Genomic DNA, 16017 nt, shown 5'->3' on the forward strand with positions numbered 1-16017 from the left:
CATTCATTCGAGTCGTTTTGTCAGGAGGGAAAACACTATGGAAAACGCAGGCGTGGGTTGGATTGCGGCCATAATCATCGGCGGTATTGCCGGATGGCTGGCGGAAAAGGCCATGAGCAGCAATATGGGCCTGCTCATGAACATATTGCTTGGCATCGTCGGCGCCATCGTCGCCAATTGGATACTGGGTCTCTTGCACATCCAGCCGCTGGCCGGCTGGCTGGGTTATCTGATCACCGGTTTCGTCGGCGCCTGCATTCTGATCGTAATCGGCCGCGTCATCCGCCGCTGACCGGTCGCGCCAGTGACCGGTCATGTTAGATGGCCCGGTCGCGACAGCCGTTAGAGCACATGAAACTTGAAAGCCGGGCGTTCATGGCGTCCGGCCTTTCCTTGCCCGAACTCCGTTTTCAGCGGCGGCTCAGCAGGCCGAAAAGATAAGCGACGCCTGCCGTCACCGCGAGCGCCATGAGCGGTTCTTCGCGAACCTTGTCGCGCAGCCGTTCCGTCATCAGCGAAGCCTCGTCGCTCACCACGGACTTTGCGCCCTGCCCTAGCGCCCGTACGCTGTCGGTCAGCCTGGAGAGGTCTTCGCGCAGCGCCGCGACCTGCGCCGACAGATCGTCTGCTGCGATATCGGCCTTGACGCGCGCAGCGGTGGATTCGGCGGAAGCGGTTTTCAATTCTGCCATGGTCTGCTCCTGTTTCCTGGGATGCCGCTTCAACGAAATGACGGCCGGAAAGGTTCCGCCGGAGCCGATCTTTTGTTGCCCATCAGGGTCGCGCGCGCCGCCCGCCGTTCCCCGCAGCTTTTCGCGCGACAAACCCTTCATTTCCTGTCGGGTTTGTTCTAAGGAACGTCGAATGTCTGCCCGCGTGCGGGTCAATGATACTGCGAGGTTTGCGTTTCTATGTTCCATCTTCTGAGAAGAGCCGCTCAGACCTGGGTCGCCAAGCTGCTGATGCTTCTGCTGGTCGCCTCCTTCGGCATCTGGGGCGTTTCCCGCTCGCTGATAACGGGCGGCAACAGCACCACGGTCGTGGCCGTCGGCGATCAGCATGTGGACGTCAACGAATTCCACCTCGCCTATCAGCGCCAGGTGGCAAGCCTCAGCCAGCAGTTCGGCACGCGCCTCACCCCCGAGCAGGCCCGCGCCTTCGGCGTCGAGCAGCAGGTGCTCTCCCAGCTCGTTGCCGGCGCCTCGCTCGACCAGCTCGCCGAAGACATGAATCTCGGCCTCTCCGAGGATCGCCTTGCCCAGCTGATCGGCGACGATCCGGCCTTCAAGGCCGTCAACGGCAAGTTCGACCGCGAGCTCTTCATCTCGCGCCTGCGCAACGCCGGCATCCGCCAGGACGACTATATCAAGGAGCGCAGCAAGGTCGCCGTCCGCAGCCAGATCGTCGATGCCGTCTCCAACGGCTTCACAGCGCCGAAGACGCTGGTCGATGCCCTGAAGCTCTATGGCAACGAAAGCCGCAGCGTCGACTATCTGCTGCTCACCGCCGCCAATATCGAGCCGATCAAGGCGCCGGCCGACGACGTGCTGGCGACGTGGTTCGAAGGTGTCAAACAGCGCTACCGCGCACCGGAATACCGTAAGCTCATCTATCTCAAGCTGCAGCCCGTCGATATCGCCGATGCCGCGACTGTCAGCGACGACCAGATCCGTGAGGCGTTCGACAAGGGCAAGGATGCCTATCGCACGCCGGAAAGCCGCACCATCGAGCAGTTGACCTTCGCCAGCAAGGATCTTGCCACTGCCGCCCAAACGGCGCTGAAGAGCGGCACCAGCTTCGACCAGCTAGTTTCCGACCAGGGCAAGACGGCAAGCGACGTGCTGCTTGGCGAATTCACCAAGGACAAGGTTCCCGACCAGGCCGTTGCCGACGCCGCCTTCGCGGTTGCGACAGATGGCGGCACGACGCCGGTTGTCGATGGTTCCTTTGGTCCGGTCATCCTGCGCGTCACCAATATCAAGCGGGAGACGATCAAGAATTTCGACGAGGTGAAGGACGATATCCGCAAGCAGCTGGCGCTCTCCAACGCCTCTCAGGAAGTGATCAATGTTCATGACCGCATCGAGGACCTGCGCGCCGGCGGCGCCACGCTCGAGGATATCGCCAACCAGCTGAAGCTCAAGGCTGTGGCCGTCGATGCCGTCGATATGACCGGCGCCGGCAAGGACGGCAACGAGGTCAAGGATATTCCGACCAAGCAGCAATTGCTCGGCGAAGCCTTCAAGACCGAGGTCGGCGTCGATGCGCCGCCGCTGCCGATGGGCAATGACGGTTATGTCTGGTTCAACGTCCGCGAAATCACGCCGGATCGCGATCGTCCGGTTGCCGAGGTGCGCGAAAGGGCCGTCGAGGACTGGACGGCGGAACAGCAGAAGGCGGCACTCGCCAAGAAGGCTGAAGAATTGAAGGCCGAAGCCGCGAAGGGCACCGCACTTGCCGATATCGCAGCGCCGCTCGGCATCGCTGTTGAAAGCAAGAGCGGTTTCACCCGTTCCACCGACGATCCGGTCCTCGGCCGTGGCGGTATCGGTGCCGCTTTCTCCGGACCTACCGATACGGTGGCGAGCGCTGTCGGCGCCGATCCCTCGACGCAGATCCTGCTGAAGGTCACCGAGGTCAACGCTGAGCCGACCGGCGACGTGCTGAACAACCGCGATGCCCAGATCACCGCCATGGCCAATGCCGCCGGCGATGATATTCTCGATCAGATGGTCAACCTGCTGCAGACGCAGTACGGCGCGCAGATCAACCAGACGCTCGCCGAGAAGGCGACGGTCCGCTAGGAGGCTTGAACCGCATGACCGATCTGAAGCCGCTTCTGGCCAAGGCAGCAAGCCGCGAGCCCCTGACCCGTGACGAGGCCCGCCAGGCCTTCGATATCCTGATGTCCGGCCAGGCAACGCCTTCGCAGATCGGCGGCTTCCTGATGGCACTGCGTGTTCGCGGCGAGACGGTCGACGAGATCGTCGGCGCTGTTACCACGATGCGCTCCAAGATGCTGCGGGTAGAAGCCCCCGCCGACGCGATCGATATCGTCGGCACCGGCGGCGATGCCAGCGGCACCTACAATATTTCGACATTGGCGGCCCTGATTGTCGCCGGTGCCGGCGTTCCGGTCGCCAAGCACGGTAACCGGGCACTCAGTTCGAAATCCGGTGCCGCCGATAGCCTTGCCGCCCTCGGCGTCAATCTCGAGGTCACTCCCGAAATGATCTCGCGCTGCATTGCCGAGGCCGGTGTCGGCTTCATGTTCGCGCAGCAGCATCATTCGGCCATGCGCCATGTCGGCCCCACCCGTGTCGAGCTTGGCACACGCACCATCTTCAACCTGCTTGGACCGCTCTCGAATCCGGCTGGCGTCAAGCGCCAGCTCCTCGGTGTCTTTGCGCCGCAATGGGTCGTGCCGCTTGCCGAAGTCATGCGCGATCTCGGCTCCGAAAGCGTCTGGGTTGTTCACGGTGACGGCCTCGACGAAATCACCACGACCGGCAAGACCAGTGTCGCTGCACTCGAGAACGGTCAGATCCGTACTTTCGAGCTTTCACCTGATGACTTCGGCATAGCACCCTGCGTGCTCGCCGATATCAAGGGCGGCGATGGCACCGTCAATGCCGCAGCACTCCGCAATGTGCTTGCCGGTGCCAAGAACGCCTATCGCGATATCGCGCTCGCCAATGCCGCCGCTTCGCTCGTTATTGCAGGCAAAGCCGGGACGATCCGCGACGGAATGAAGCTCGCCACGGAGTCACTGGATAGCGGCGCCACGGCCTCTGCCCTCGACAAACTGATCGCCGTATCCAACGATATCGACTAGGATCGCCTCATGACCGATATCCTGAAGAAGATCGAAGCCTACAAGCGTGAGGAAATCGCGGCCGCCAAGGCGAAGACCTCGCTTGCGGATCTGAGGGCCATGCAGGCCGGCCAGTCGGCGCCGCGCGGTTTCCACAAGGCGCTCGTCGCCAAGCGCGATGCCGGCCAGCTCGGCCTCATCGCCGAGATCAAGAAGGCAAGCCCGTCCAAAGGTCTGATCCGGCCGGATTTCGATCCGCCAGCACTTGCAAAAGCATATGAAGCCGGTGGCGCTGCCTGCCTTTCGGTTCTCACCGACACGCCGAGCTTCCAGGGTGCACCGGAATTCCTGACGGCAGCGCGCGCTGTCTGCGCCCTGCCCGCGCTGCGCAAGGATTTCATGTTCGAGACCTATCAGGTCCACGAAGCCCGCGCCTGGGGCGGCGATTGCATTCTTCTCATCATGGCCTCGCTGACGGATGACGATGCGGAGCGTCTGCAGGACGAAGCTTTCTCGCTCGGCATGGACGTGCTGGTCGAGGTCCATGACATCGAGGAAATGGAACGCGCGCTGAAGCTTTCCTCGCCGCTCGTCGGCATCAACAATCGCAATCTGCGTACCTTCGAGGTCAGCCTAACGGTCAGCGAGACGCTGGCATCAATGGTGCCTGATGATCGGCTGCTGGTCGGCGAAAGCGGCATCTTCACCAATGCGGATTGCAAGCGCCTGCAGGCTGTCGACATCAACACCTTCCTCGTCGGCGAAAGCCTGATGCGCAAGGACGACGTAACGGCCGCCACCCGCTCGCTGCTCTTCGGCGAAGCCGCCATCGCGGCCGAATGATATGAGCGGCGGAAAGCCCGGCCTCACCCATATCGACGCCTCCGGCGAGGCGCATATGGTCGATGTCTCCGACAAGGCAGAGACGGTGCGCATTGCAACAGCCGAGGGCCATGTGAAGATGGCACCGGAAACGCTCGCTCTCATCCGGCAAGGCAATGCCAAGAAGGGCGATGTGATCGGCACGGCCCGTCTTGCCGGCATCATGGCGGCAAAACGCACCGCCGATCTCATCCCGCTCTGCCATCCGCTGATGCTGACGAAGGTCGCGGTCGAGATCGAGGAAGACGCCGCCCTGCCCGGACTGCGCGTGAGAGCGACTGCCAAGCTCACCGGCAAGACCGGCGTGGAGATGGAGGCGCTGACCGCGGTCTCGGTCGCTTGTCTCACGATCTACGACATGGCCAAGGCCGCTGATAAGGCAATGGAGATCAGTGGCGTCAGGCTGCTCGAAAAATCCGGCGGCAAATCTGGTGATTTCAGTCGCCCGGAGGCGAAATGAACCTTCTACCGGTCGCCGAGGCCTTGAGCCGCTTGCTCTCGCGTGCAAACCCCGTCGCAGTATCCGAAACGCTGCCGCTCGCCGAGGCCGAAGGTCGCGTCCTGGCCGTCGATCTCAAGGCTGGCCTGACCCAGCCGCCTTTCAATGCATCCGCCATGGATGGCTATGCGCTGCGCCGCGAAGACGCGCCGGAGCCAGGCGCCGTGCTGAAGGTTATCGGCACCTCCGCCGCCGGCCACGGCTTCGGGGGACGCGTCGGCAAGGGCGAGGCTGTCCGCATCTTCACGGGCGCACCTGTCCCGCCAGGTGCCGATAGCGTCCTCTTGCAGGAGGATGCCGAAAAGACCGACGGCGGCATCAAAACGAATTTCCCTGTACGGCAGGGCCAGCATGTGCGTCCCCGCGGCCAGGATTTCGTCGAAGGCGAAGCCGTGCTGTCCGCGGGCACCGTGCTCGATTTCTCCCGACTGACGGTCGCCGCCGGCATGAACCGGCCTGATGTCGAAGTGCTGCGCCGTCCGCTGATCGCCATCCTCGCAACCGGCGACGAATTGCTGCCGCCCGGAAGCACGCCCGGCCCTTCGCAGATCATTGCGTCGAACACGTTCGGCGTTGCAGCCCTTGCCCGCCGGGCCGGTGCCGACGTGCTCGATCTCGGCATCGTGCCTGACGATAAGGCCAGGATTACCGCGGCAATCGACAAGGCGCGGGACGCCAAGGTCGATGTCATCGTTACGCTGGGCGGCGCTTCGGTTGGCGATCATGATTTGGTGCAGGCCACGCTGATCGAGGCCGGCATGCAGCTCGATTTCTGGCGCATCGCCATGCGCCCCGGCAAACCGCTGATGGTCGGCAGCTTCGGGGAGACGCATGTGCTCGGGCTGCCCGGCAACCCAATCTCGAGCCTCGTCTGCTCGCTGCTCTTCCTGGAGCCGCTGATCCGCAAGCTCGCCTCCCTGCCGCCGGTGCGGCGCGAAGCAATGGTGGAGGCGACCGTCACACTACGCGCCAACGACCACCGGCAGGACTATATCAGGGCCAGGCTTTCGAAATCCGCTGCCGGCGGCTGGCTGGTCGAACCCTTCGACAAGCAGGATTCGTCGATGATGAAGACCTTTGCCCGTTCGGACTGCCTCATCATCCGCCCGCCGCATGCGCCGGAACTGCCGGCCGGAGCGCCCTGCCCGGTCATGCTGCTGCGGCCTGACCTTCTGGTATAGCTTCCGCCTCAACGGTTTCAGGAAAGCGTGAACACGCCGGCCTGGGCCGCCCCGCCGCCTGCGCCGAAATCCGCAACCGCATGGGTGGCGATTCGCCTGAGCTCTCCCTGCGGAAGATAAGCGCGCTCGGGATCGCCGATCAGCACCTCGATGCTGGCGGCCTGGCAACGCCGGAGGAAGCCCATCACCCGCACGGCAAGGGCGGGATCGTAGAACAGGTCGCCGACGACGAGCAGATCAGTTTCTGGTGGGGAGGCCTCGGTGATATCGGCGGCGACGGCTGCAATGTTCACGCTATTGATCGCCGCGTTCAGGCCGATCGCAGCGATGGCATTGGCATCGATGTCGATTGCCGCCACGGCCATTGCTCCGGCCTTCGCCGCCGCGATGGCGACGAGCCCGGAGCCAGCGCCCAGATCGAGGACACGTCGACCAGCCGCCGTCTCCGGCCGATCGAGCAGGTGACGGGCGAGCACGGCGCCGCCGGCCCAAGGATAGGCCCAGTAGGGCGCCGGATCGGCTTGTCTGCGGCCGGCAAGCCGCCAGAGACCGCTCGCTGGCCCCGCCTGATGAAGCAGGATTTCAGGGATGGAGGGAACGGGCGATATCTGCAGGTTGGCCTTGATGAAGGCGGCCGGATCGGGTTGCGGCATGACGGAGCGTTTCATCGTCGTCTGAAGCCCGATGGTTCAGTAGTTCTTCATGGCGAGGTGCGGGTGACGGCGACGATATGGTGGGCGGTGAGATCGTCGCTATCGAATTCTTCGGCTTCGGGAACCTTCTGCTCATGTACGAAGACTGCGCGCCTTACCCGGAAGGCCTCGTTGCAGAGTGTACTGAAAACCGGAACGCTGAGTATCGCCGTTTCCACCATCACCTTCGCTCCCAGCAGAATACATCACGCGAACCTCCCCACCCGCTGCGGCAGAGAGATACCGGCGAAATCAGGCCGGCTTCTTCTTCGAAAACTTGCCCTTCGGTCCTGCGCCGCCCTTGCCGTCTCTTTTAGGGCCCTCATATTTGGAGCCCTCGAATTTCGGCTTGTCGTATTTCGGCTTGTCGGGTTTCGGACCATCGAAGCCGGGCTTGCCCGGTTTCTTGCTCCAGGGCTTGCTATCCCGCTTTTCCTGGCTGCCGCTGTCGGCCGCGGCATATCCGCCGCCCGCACCCTTGCCGAACTTGTTCTTCGGCCGCTCGCTGCGGAACGAATCGTCCGGCCGCTCGTCACGGGACGCCTTGCCGGCATAAGGTTTCGGCGATGGCGCCCGGCTGAAATCCGGCGTGCCGGAAAGCCGGGTGACGCGGATGCCGCGTTCGAGCGTCTTGTTCGGTCCGAGGGCCTCCTGGAAGCTTTCGGCGCTTGCCGCGGCGATCTCCACATAGGTTTCCTCGGGCTGCATCTTGATCGCGCCGATTTCGCGCTTCGTGACGTTGCCATTGCGGCAGAGCATCGGGATCAGCCAGCGCGGCTCGGCATTCTGCTTGCGCCCGACCGAGACGGAGAACCAGACGCTGGCGCCGAAATCCTCACGCGGTCCCTTCTGCGCCGGCTCGTAGGGCTCAGCATTGTCGCGGCGCTTGCGGCTGCGGTCTTCGTAGACGGCAACCTCGATGAGGTCCTCCGGCGCCGAATGATTGGTGCGGTAAAGACGCAGGAAAGCGGCGGCGAGTTTGTCGGCGCCGTGGCTGGCGAGAAGCTGCTGCACCAGCCCCTGCTCTTCCTCCTGCGGCGCTTCGTGGAAGATCGGATCGGCGAGCAGCCGCTCGTCGTCCCGCTCGCTCACCTCTTCGGCAGACGGCGGCCGCGCCCAGGCAGCCGAAATTCCGGCGTTCTCGAGCAGGCGCTCCGCCTTGCGCCGCGCATTCAGCGGCACGATCATGGCGCTGATGCCTTTGCGCCCGGCCCGGCCGGTGCGGCCGCTGCGGTGCAGCAGCGTTTCCGGATTGGTCGGCAGGTCGGCATGGATGACAAGATCGAGGCCCGGAAGGTCGATGCCGCGGGCGGCGACGTCGGTCGCGATGCAGACGCGGGCGCGGCCATCGCGCATCGCCTGCAGCGCATGGCTGCGCTCGTTCTGCGTCAGCTCGCCGGAAAGCGCCACCACGGCGAAATTGCGGTTGTTGAACCGCGCGGTCAGATGATTGACGGCAGCGCGTGTCGAACAGAAGACGATGGCGTTGGTCGCCTCGTAATAGCGCAGCACGTTGATGATCGCGTTTTCGCGGTCGCTCGGGGCCACCATGAGCGCGCGATATTCGATGTCGACATGCTGCTTTTCCTCAGCCTGCGTGCTGATGCGCACGGCATCGCGCTGATAGCTCTTGGCGAGCTTGGCGATGGCGGCCGGCACTGTTGCCGAAAACATCAATGTGCGGCGCTCGTCCGGTGCCGAGTCGAGAATGAATTCCAGATCTTCGCGGAAGCCGAGATCAAGCATTTCGTCGGCCTCATCGAGCACGGCGGCCTTCAATTCCGACATGTCGAGCGCCTTGCGGCGAATGTGGTCGCAGAGACGGCCGGGCGTGCCGACGACGATATGGGCACCGCGTTCGAGCGAGCGGCGCTCGCTACGGATATCCATGCCGCCGACGCAGCTGGCGATCACTGCACCGGTCATCTCGTAGAGCCATTCGAGCTCGCGCTTCACTTGCAGCGCAAGCTCGCGCGTCGGGGCGATGACGATGGCAAGCGGTGCGCCGGCATTGCCGAAGCGCTCCCTGCCCTCGAGCAGCGTCGGCGCCAGCGCCAGTCCGAAAGCAACGGTTTTGCCGGAGCCGGTCTGGGCTGAGACCAGCGCGTCGGAAGCGACAAGCGCCGGATCGAGCATCGCCTTCTGCACCGGGGTGAGTTCGGCGTAACCGCGCTTCTGCAACGCCTTGGCGATCGCCGGAACGACGCCGTTGAATTCTGTCATGAGTTCGATCTTTCGGAGCTGTCAGGCGCGTGTTGCGCCATGGCCGGAGCTTGCCGGCGGGGTATTTGCGCCGTTCCTAGCCGCTCCCGCGTCGATTGTCAAAGCGTGCTGCTGCGCCACAGCCAGGCGTCGATACGGCTTGCCCGGCCGCGCAGCGCCGTTTCCAATGGCCCCTCCATCCGGCCGGACTGCATGACCACGCTGTCGGGGCCTGCGGCACGGACGATTTCGGCGCTGAGCGCGAGCTCTACACCATGGCGGGCGGCCACCTCCATCAGGCGGCTGCCGACATTGATGGTGTCGCCTGCCGCGGTGATCTGTTGCCGGTCGCCGGTGCCCAGTCGTGAAGCGACGATCGGGCCGCAATGGGCGCCGACCTTGAAGCCGATCTTCTTCTGGGCGAAGTCGGCATGTACCCTGAGCCAGGCCCGGGTGCGGTCGCACAGGCCGACCGCGCAGGCAGCCGCGCGAGCGGCATCGTCCTCGGCCGGCTCCGGCAGGCCGAACAGGATCATCGCCCCGTCGCCCATGAAGCTGGTGATGGCGCCGCCATGGGCGCGCGCCTCTTCGTCGATCAGTTCGAAGAAGCCGCTCAGTACCTCGCTCACCTTGACCGGTCCGAGGTTTTCGCTGAGGCCGGTGAATCCGGAGAGATCGATGAAGACGACGGCGGCGTTCTGGCGCACGGGCTTGGCCAGGAAATTCGGATCGCGCGCCAGCCACTCCCCGAGGCCGGGCGCCTCGATGCGCTGCAGCAGCGCGCTCTGCTCCGCGTAATGGCGGGCGCGGCCGCGGTCGAGCCAGAGTTCGGCCGCGCCGAAGATCAGCGCCGGCGGCAGCGCGGCTGCGATCGGCAGCGCCGCACTCAGCCAGTAGCCGTGCGCATAGGCCGACAGGTTGATCATCGCCCAGACGATCAGCATAAGCACGATAATGAGGTAGCCGACGGCGCTCCGTCGCCAGGCGATCAGCGAAACGAGCATAAGCGGCAGGCCGACGGCGGTGCCGGCATCGATCAGCCTTATCCTGTGGTCGCGAACCATGCCGTCGCCCGCAATGAGATGAGTAATCGCCGTCGACATCACCTCGACGCCGGGCATGACGGGATCGAAAGGGGTCGGGAAGACGTCGCCGCCGCCGGTGACCGTCGAACCGATGACGACGACGCGGTCCGCGACGGCATCTGCCGAAAGCTTGCCATCCAGCGCGTCGGCGGCGCTGAAGGTGGCGATGCTGCCGCGCCCGCCGTAGAAAGTCACCGGCAGGCGCTGGCCGACATCCGTCGGAATGCGCAGATTTCCGAGCATGATGGCATTGGGTTCGATCGTTGGATCGACGCCGAGCGCGACCGAGGCGGCGCGCAGCGGAAAAGCCGGATCCAGCCGGTCCGCGGCGCGCGAGATCAGCGGAATGAAGCGCGGCGTGCCGGTCTGGTCGGTGGCGACATTGACGATGCCGACTGCGGCCGCCCCGGCAAAGCGGGGGAGCGGCAACAGAAGCTGGTTTGCCTCGGGGATGGCGGCAAGCGGATCGCCCGCCGCGTCGGTGACCCGCTGCCGGCTCTGCGCAAAGGTGGCCGCGGCCGCAATCACGCTCGGCCCCTGGCGAAGAGCTGCGACGAGCGCCGCATCGCCCTCCTCCGGTCCGGGATCGACGAGCAGAATGTCGAGCGCGAGCGCCTTCGGCTTCAAGGCGATGATCGCGTTGACGAGGCGCGCAAGTGTCGCCCGATCCAGCGGATAACCGTGAGCCGCCGCCGTGCGGTCGTCAATCGCGACGATCGAGACGATGGGAGGCGGCGCCTTCGCTCCGATGATGGCGCTGCGGATATCGGCGAGTGAAGCTTCCATCCGGTCGAGGAGGCCGCTGCCGGCGTTGAAACTGATATAGCCGAGCGCCGCCCCCCAGAGACCGGCGAGCAGCAGCGCGATCACGGTCTGCAGGCGATGGTTCATGGCATTTATTGGCCGAGGCGGGCAAGAAGGGCGGCGGCACGCGGCGCCGGCCAGCGGCGCACGACGAGCGGCTCCGTTCCGCTGCCGACATCGACACCCTCGCCTGGCGACAACACCACCGGCTTACCCGTCGGCCGACGGACCCCGACGCTGCCTCTGACGACCAGCACCGAGGTCTTGCCGCTTGCGACATCGACGGCCCATTGCGTGCCGCGCACGGCGGCAATCGCCTGCGGCGTCACGACCTGGAAGCCGCCCGCGTGCTGGCTGCTATTGACATCGACGAGGACAGCCTTGCTGCGCAGCGATAGGGAATCGGGGCTGCCGTCACGGTTGCGGTCGATGAGGCGGAAGGACGCGCCGGCCTCCGCCGTCACCTTCACGCCGCCCGGACACGTGAGCACCTGGCGAGCGCTGGCATCGCGCGACACCGCGCAGCCGGCAGACTGAGCAAAGGCCGCCGCATGTGAAAACAGGCCGACACCAAGTGTGGCGACAAGCAGACTGCGAAGCATCGTGTGCATGGAAAGCCCCTTTGACCGTGCGGAACAGCTTTTATGAGAGTGCCCGCCAACCGTCTTCTTCCATTTGGAGCATGATAGCCGAATTCGGATGTTTCCCTATGCGAAAAAAGCAAAGCGATGCCAAGCCTCAGCGGCCGGTAACGGCTTCCGGGGCGGGTCCGGCATAACGCGCCCGCGGCCGGATCAGTTGGCCGCTCTCGATCTGCTCCATCGCATGCGCCAGCCAGCCGGCGGAACGGGCAAGCGAAAAGACGATGATCGGCGCCTCTCGTGGGAGATCGAAGGCGGCAGCCATCGCCGCCAGCGCGAAATCGACGTTGACCTTGTCGCCGACGATCTCCTCGCCAATTTCCCGGACGTCGGCAAATTGCGGCGGCAGAGGAAAGTGCGAAAGCAGCGCCAGAGCCCTGACATCGCCTTCGGGATAGAGCGGATGGCCGAAGGCCGACAGGTGGTTGCCCTGGGCAAGCGTGCGGCGGATTGCCTGCTCCGCCCCGAAACCGGAAGCGGCTTCGATCAAGGCATCGATGCCTTGCCAGGCGGCGCCATGCAGCGGCCCTGTCAGCGTCGCGAGGCCGGAAAGCACGGAAGCCGAAAGGGCGGCACCCGCTGATGCCGTGACACGCGCCGCAAAGGTCGAGGCATTGAGTTCGTGGTCGGCAAGCAGCACCAGCGCGCGACGCAGGCAATCGGCTGCATCCGGCCGCTGCCAGCTGGCCGCAAGCCTCAGATGCAACAGCTCACCCGCAAGTCCGGGCGCCAACGCATCGGCGACGGTGGAGAGAACCCCGTGGGCCTCGCGCCGAAGTGCCGCCTGCGATCGGCCGAGCGACGGCAGATCTGATGTCAGCCGCCCTGCAAGCGCGAGAAAAGCAGCCTGAAGCGATGGAGAGGCATGTCCGGCTCCCGTGCCGGAAGAGAGTGTTTCCGCGCTATTCCAGAGCAACGCTGCCGTCTGCTCCAGCGTCGCAGCTTCAGCAAAGGTGGCTGCATCCCGTCCGCGATAGAACAGGCGTCCGCCGATGATGGTCGAGATCGCCGAAGTGAGAACCGGGTCGCCCCATCGAATCGTCTCAGCTGCAACTGTTTCAGCCTTGCGGCGACCGGCATGACGCTCGGCCAATCGCTGCACGTCGGCGGCCTGGTAGAGACTGCGGCGTGGATCGGCGGGATCGGGCTTGGCCCGGATGCGTCCACGGCTGACATTGGCGTAGAGCGTCTGCGGCTTGGTCTTCAGCGCTTGCAGCGCCTCCTCGGCGGTCAGCCACGACATCGGTGCCTCATATTGATCAATTGCATCAAGATTGACGTCAATGACGCTAGGTCAGATCATCCGTGTCGTAAAGGAGAAAACCTATGAAAAACGGCTTGGAAGATGTCATTGCCGCCGAAACGCAGCTTTCGGATGTCGATGGCGAAGCAGGGCGACTGATCATCCGCGGCGTATCGCTGGATCAGCTGGTCGCAAACAGCAGCTATGAAGGCGTCGCTGCATTGTTGCTTGACGGGTTGATGGAACGAAGTGTCGGCGAGGCACAATTGCGTGCCTGGCTGGCGAAAGCGCGAATTAGGGTGTTTGACCATGTCAGGGCCGCCGACGCCTCCCTGCTCGCTTTGCCGCCGGTCGATGCAATGCGGGCACTGATCGCTCGGCTGCCGGACGGCGAGGATTTCGACACCGTGCTCAACCTTCTGGCAGCGCCCGCCGTCTTCCTGCCGGCAGTTTTGCGGCTGCAGCGCAGTCAGAAACCGATCGCGCCGGACGCCTCGCTGCCACAGGCGGCCGATATCCTGCGCATGCTGACCGGCAAATCGCCGACCCGGGAACAGTCGGCCGCACTCGACGCCTATCTCGTGACGATATCGGATCATGGCCTCAACGCATCGACCTTTGCGTCCCGCGTCATCGCCTCGACGCAGGCAGGCCTTACCTCTTCGGTGCTGGCGGCGCTGAGCGCGCTGAAGGGACCGCTGCATGGCGGTGCGCCGGGTCCTGTGCTCGACATGTTGGATGCGATCGGAACGGCGGAGAATGCTTACACCTGGCTCGGCGAGGCGCTCGATCGCGGCGAGCGGCTGATGGGTTTCGGCCACCGCATCTACCGCGTCCGCGATCCGCGCGCCGATGCGCTAAAGGGCGCGCTGAAGCCGTTGATGGCGTCAGGACAGGTGAACCGCGCCCGCGGTGAACTTGCCGAGGCGGTGGAGGCCGCTGCCTTGGCAATCCTGAAAGCGCGCAAGCCGAACCGGCCGCTCGACGTCAATGTCGAATTCTACACCGCGCTGCTGCTCGAAGCGCTCGGCTTTCCACGTAAGGCCTTCACCGGCGTCTTCGCGATCGGCCGCACCGTCGGATGGCTGGCGCATGCGCGTGAACAGGCGCTCGACGGCCGGCTGATCCGCCCGCGTTCGGTCTATACAGGACCGTTGCCGGCGGCTGCCTGATGGTCGACTCGGCGGCAGGCATGTCCCTGCCGCCGATCGTCAGCCGCGGTCAGACGAGTCGGCTCTGTTCCGTCGCCGCTTCGATGAAGCTTGCAAACAGCGGATGCGGATCGAGCGGCCGGCTCTTCAGTTCGGGGTGGTACTGTACGCCGATGAACCAGGGATGATCGGGATATTCGATCGTCTCCGGCAGCACACCGTCAGGCGACATGCCGGAGAAGACGAGGCCACAGTTCTCGAGCCGGTCCTTATAGTCGATATTGACTTCGTAGCGGTGGCGATGGCGCTCGGAAATATCGGTCGAGCCATAGATATCGGAGATCTTCGTGCCCTTCTTCAGCGCTGCCTTATAGGCTCCGAGGCGCATCGTACCGCCGAGATCGCCGGAAGCAGCGCGCTTTTCCAACACGTTGCCCTTCACCCACTCGGTCATCAGGCCGACCACCGGTTCCTTCGTCGGACCGAATTCGGTCGAAGAGGCATTGGGCACATCGGCGAGATTGCGGGCAGCCTCGATGACGGCCATCTGCATGCCGAAGCAGATGCCGAAATACGGCACCTTGCGTTCGCGGGCAAAACGCGCCGCATGGATCTTGCCTTCCGAGCCGCGCTCGCCGAAGCCGCCGGGCACCAGAATGCCATGCACCTTTTCGAGATAGGGCGCCGGATCTTCCTTTTCGAAGACCTCGGACTCGATCCATTCGAGCTTGACCTTGACGCGGTTGGCGATGCCGCCGTGATGCAGCGCTTCGATCAGCGATTTATAGGCATCCTTGAGGCCGGTGTACTTGCCGACGATCGCAATCGTGACTTCGCCTTCCGGCGTGCGGATGCGGTTGCAGACCTCTTCCCACTGGTCGAGGCGCGGCTTCGGGGCCGGCTCGATGCCGAAGGCGGCAAGCACTTCGTCGTCGAGACCTTCCTTGTGATAGGCCATCGGCACGTCATAGATATTAGCGACGTCGAGCGCCTGGATGACGGCGGACGGACGGACGTTGCAGAACAGCGAGAGCTTGCGGCGCTCGGCTTCCGGGATTTCCCGGTCGGCGCGCACCAGCAGGATGTCGGGATGAATGCCGAGCGCTTGCAGCTCCTTGACAGAGTGCTGCGTCGGCTTGGTCTTCAATTCGCCGGCGGCCGGAATATAGGGCATCAGCGTCAGGTGGACGTAGACGGCAGTGCCGCGCGGCAGGTCGTTGCCGAGCTGGCGGATCGCCTCCATGAAGGGCATTGCCTCGATGTCGCCGACCGTGCCGCCGATCTCGCAGATGACGAAATCGTAGTCGTCATTGCCTTCGGTGACGAAATCCTTGATCTCGTTGGTGACGTGCGGAATGACCTGCACCGTCGCGCCGAGATAGTCGCCGCGCCGTTCCTTGTCGATGATGTTCTTGTAGATGCGGCCAGTGGTGATGTTGTCGGTCTTGGTCGCCGAACGCCCCGTGAAGCGTTCGTAGTGGCCGAGATCGAGATCGGTTTCCGCGCCGTCGTCGGTGACGAAGACCTCGCCGTGCTGGGTCGGGCTCATCGTGCCCGGGTCCACGTTCAGATAGGGGTCGAGCTTGCGAAGCCGTACCCGATATCCACGGGCCTGCAGCAACGCTCCGAGAGCCGCGGCCGCAATTCCTTTTCCGAGAGAGGAAACCACGCCGCCAGTGATGAATACGTATCGCGCCATGGGATTCACCGGATACCTTTTCAAAAACGATTCCACCAGCCCAAAAATTCTTTTCCGGAACTTTCGGTGCGTCGCGCTGGAATCTGCACAAAAGAAAACCGGCAGACCCGAGGGCCTGCCGGCG

At 64.2% G+C, this 16017-nt stretch carries 14 protein-coding genes and 1 pseudogene; 7 read left to right on the plus strand and 8 right to left on the minus strand.

Translation table 11 applies throughout. From position 1 onward, the window contains the following. The first annotated feature begins 37 nt into the window (after positions 1 to 37). The gene (locus EFD55_RS13850; protein ID WP_125845627.1) at positions 38 to 292 is read left to right on the plus strand and encodes a GlsB/YeaQ/YmgE family stress response membrane protein; all 255 of its coding nucleotides are present in this window, start codon (positions 38 to 40) and stop codon (positions 290 to 292) included. Positions 293 to 410: 118 nt separating this feature from the next. Here the strand turns inward: EFD55_RS13850 and EFD55_RS13855 are convergent, their stop codons facing one another. Further along, on the minus strand, positions 411 to 692 hold the full coding sequence (locus EFD55_RS13855; RefSeq protein ID WP_125845628.1) for a hypothetical protein: 282 nt from the start codon (positions 690 to 692) through the stop codon (positions 411 to 413). Between the two features lie 219 nt (positions 693 to 911). Between EFD55_RS13855 and EFD55_RS13860 the strand changes: the two genes are divergently transcribed. The 5 genes from EFD55_RS13860 to EFD55_RS13880 are packed head-to-tail and all read left to right on the plus strand — an operon-like array spanning position 912 to position 6376. Continuing rightward, entirely contained in the window at positions 912 to 2804 is a 1893-nt protein-coding gene (locus EFD55_RS13860; RefSeq protein ID WP_125845629.1) for a peptidylprolyl isomerase, read from the plus strand. 14 nt (positions 2805 to 2818) lie between these two features. Further along, positions 2819 to 3835 (plus strand): anthranilate phosphoribosyltransferase, encoded by a 1017-nt coding sequence (gene trpD, locus EFD55_RS13865; protein WP_125845630.1) that lies wholly within the window; start codon positions 2819 to 2821, stop codon positions 3833 to 3835. Between the two features lie 9 nt (positions 3836 to 3844). Continuing rightward, complete coding sequence (gene trpC, locus EFD55_RS13870) at positions 3845 to 4657, plus strand: indole-3-glycerol phosphate synthase TrpC (protein WP_125845631.1); 813 nt, start codon at positions 3845 to 3847, stop codon at positions 4655 to 4657. A 1-nt stretch (position 4658) separates the two neighbouring features. Then, positions 4659 to 5156: a cyclic pyranopterin monophosphate synthase MoaC gene (gene moaC / locus EFD55_RS13875; protein WP_125845632.1), complete on the plus strand. Its 498-nt coding sequence runs from the start codon at positions 4659 to 4661 to the stop codon at positions 5154 to 5156. Further along, positions 5153 to 6376: a molybdopterin molybdotransferase MoeA gene (locus EFD55_RS13880; RefSeq protein WP_125845633.1), complete on the plus strand. Its 1224-nt coding sequence runs from the start codon at positions 5153 to 5155 to the stop codon at positions 6374 to 6376. Before moaC ends, EFD55_RS13880 begins: the two co-directional genes overlap by 4 nt. A 17-nt stretch (positions 6377 to 6393) precedes the next feature. Here the strand turns inward: EFD55_RS13880 and EFD55_RS13885 are convergent, their stop codons facing one another. The 6 genes and pseudogenes from EFD55_RS13885 to EFD55_RS13910 all read right to left on the minus strand — a co-directional run bounded on the left by EFD55_RS13885 (position 6394) and on the right by EFD55_RS13910 (position 13043). After that, the gene (locus tag EFD55_RS13885; protein WP_125845634.1) at positions 6394 to 7044 is read right to left on the minus strand and encodes a class I SAM-dependent methyltransferase; all 651 of its coding nucleotides are present in this window, start codon (positions 7042 to 7044) and stop codon (positions 6394 to 6396) included. 47 nt (positions 7045 to 7091) lie between these two features. Next, positions 7092 to 7253: pseudogene (locus EFD55_RS13890) on the minus strand (GNAT family N-acetyltransferase); the annotation flags it as partial. A 67-nt stretch (positions 7254 to 7320) separates the two neighbouring features. Then, the gene (locus tag EFD55_RS13895) at positions 7321 to 9291 is read right to left on the minus strand and encodes a DEAD/DEAH box helicase (protein WP_125845635.1); all 1971 of its coding nucleotides are present in this window, start codon (positions 9289 to 9291) and stop codon (positions 7321 to 7323) included. 98 nt (positions 9292 to 9389) lie between these two features. Further along, complete coding sequence (locus EFD55_RS13900; protein ID WP_125845636.1) at positions 9390 to 11246, minus strand: CHASE2 domain-containing protein; 1857 nt, start codon at positions 11244 to 11246, stop codon at positions 9390 to 9392. A gap of 5 nt (positions 11247 to 11251) precedes the next feature. Next, the gene (locus EFD55_RS13905) at positions 11252 to 11770 is read right to left on the minus strand and encodes a FecR domain-containing protein (RefSeq protein WP_125845637.1); all 519 of its coding nucleotides are present in this window, start codon (positions 11768 to 11770) and stop codon (positions 11252 to 11254) included. Between the two features lie 127 nt (positions 11771 to 11897). Continuing rightward, on the minus strand, positions 11898 to 13043 hold the full coding sequence (locus EFD55_RS13910) for a citrate synthase (RefSeq protein ID WP_125845638.1): 1146 nt from the start codon (positions 13041 to 13043) through the stop codon (positions 11898 to 11900). A gap of 83 nt (positions 13044 to 13126) precedes the next feature. Here EFD55_RS13910 and EFD55_RS13915 point away from each other — a divergent pair, with 83 nt between their 5' ends. After that, complete coding sequence (locus tag EFD55_RS13915; protein WP_125845639.1) at positions 13127 to 14215, plus strand: citrate synthase/methylcitrate synthase; 1089 nt, start codon at positions 13127 to 13129, stop codon at positions 14213 to 14215. 49 nt (positions 14216 to 14264) lie between these two features. Here the strand turns inward: EFD55_RS13915 and pyrG are convergent, their stop codons facing one another. After that, positions 14265 to 15893, minus strand: a complete 1629-nt coding sequence (pyrG, locus tag EFD55_RS13920; protein ID WP_125845640.1) for a CTP synthase — start codon at positions 15891 to 15893, stop codon at positions 14265 to 14267. Positions 15894 to 16017: the final 124 nt, after the last annotated feature.

It is taken from the genome of Rhizobium pisi (genome assembly GCF_003938655.1).
Lineage (GTDB): Bacteria > Pseudomonadota > Alphaproteobacteria > Rhizobiales > Rhizobiaceae > Rhizobium > Rhizobium pisi.

What these genes read in the sequence shown, in the direction of transcription:
- EFD55_RS13855 (WP_125845628.1), bottom strand. Translation starts at nt 692, where the DNA reads ATGGCAGAATTGAAAACCGCTTCCGCCGAATCCACCGCTGCGCGCGTC.
- EFD55_RS13900 (WP_125845636.1), bottom strand. Translation starts at nt 11,246, where the DNA reads ATGAACCATCGCCTGCAGACCGTGATCGCGCTGCTGCTCGCCGGTCTC.
- EFD55_RS13850 (WP_125845627.1), top strand. Translation starts at nt 38, where the DNA reads ATGGAAAACGCAGGCGTGGGTTGGATTGCGGCCATAATCATCGGCGGT.
- EFD55_RS13910 (WP_125845638.1), bottom strand. Translation starts at nt 13,043, where the DNA reads ATGTCGTGGCTGACCGCCGAGGAGGCGCTGCAAGCGCTGAAGACCAAG.
- EFD55_RS13895 (WP_125845635.1), bottom strand. Translation starts at nt 9,291, where the DNA reads ATGACAGAATTCAACGGCGTCGTTCCGGCGATCGCCAAGGCGTTGCAG.
- EFD55_RS13880 (WP_125845633.1), top strand. Translation starts at nt 5,153, where the DNA reads ATGAACCTTCTACCGGTCGCCGAGGCCTTGAGCCGCTTGCTCTCGCGT.
- trpD (WP_125845630.1), top strand. Translation starts at nt 2,819, where the DNA reads ATGACCGATCTGAAGCCGCTTCTGGCCAAGGCAGCAAGCCGCGAGCCC.
- moaC (WP_125845632.1), top strand. Translation starts at nt 4,659, where the DNA reads ATGAGCGGCGGAAAGCCCGGCCTCACCCATATCGACGCCTCCGGCGAG.
- pyrG (WP_125845640.1), bottom strand. Translation starts at nt 15,893, where the DNA reads ATGGCGCGATACGTATTCATCACTGGCGGCGTGGTTTCCTCTCTCGGA.
- EFD55_RS13860 (WP_125845629.1), top strand. Translation starts at nt 912, where the DNA reads ATGTTCCATCTTCTGAGAAGAGCCGCTCAGACCTGGGTCGCCAAGCTG.
- EFD55_RS13915 (WP_125845639.1), top strand. Translation starts at nt 13,127, where the DNA reads ATGAAAAACGGCTTGGAAGATGTCATTGCCGCCGAAACGCAGCTTTCG.
- EFD55_RS13905 (WP_125845637.1), bottom strand. Translation starts at nt 11,770, where the DNA reads ATGCACACGATGCTTCGCAGTCTGCTTGTCGCCACACTTGGTGTCGGC.
- EFD55_RS13885 (WP_125845634.1), bottom strand. Translation starts at nt 7,044, where the DNA reads ATGAAACGCTCCGTCATGCCGCAACCCGATCCGGCCGCCTTCATCAAG.
- trpC (WP_125845631.1), top strand. Translation starts at nt 3,845, where the DNA reads ATGACCGATATCCTGAAGAAGATCGAAGCCTACAAGCGTGAGGAAATC.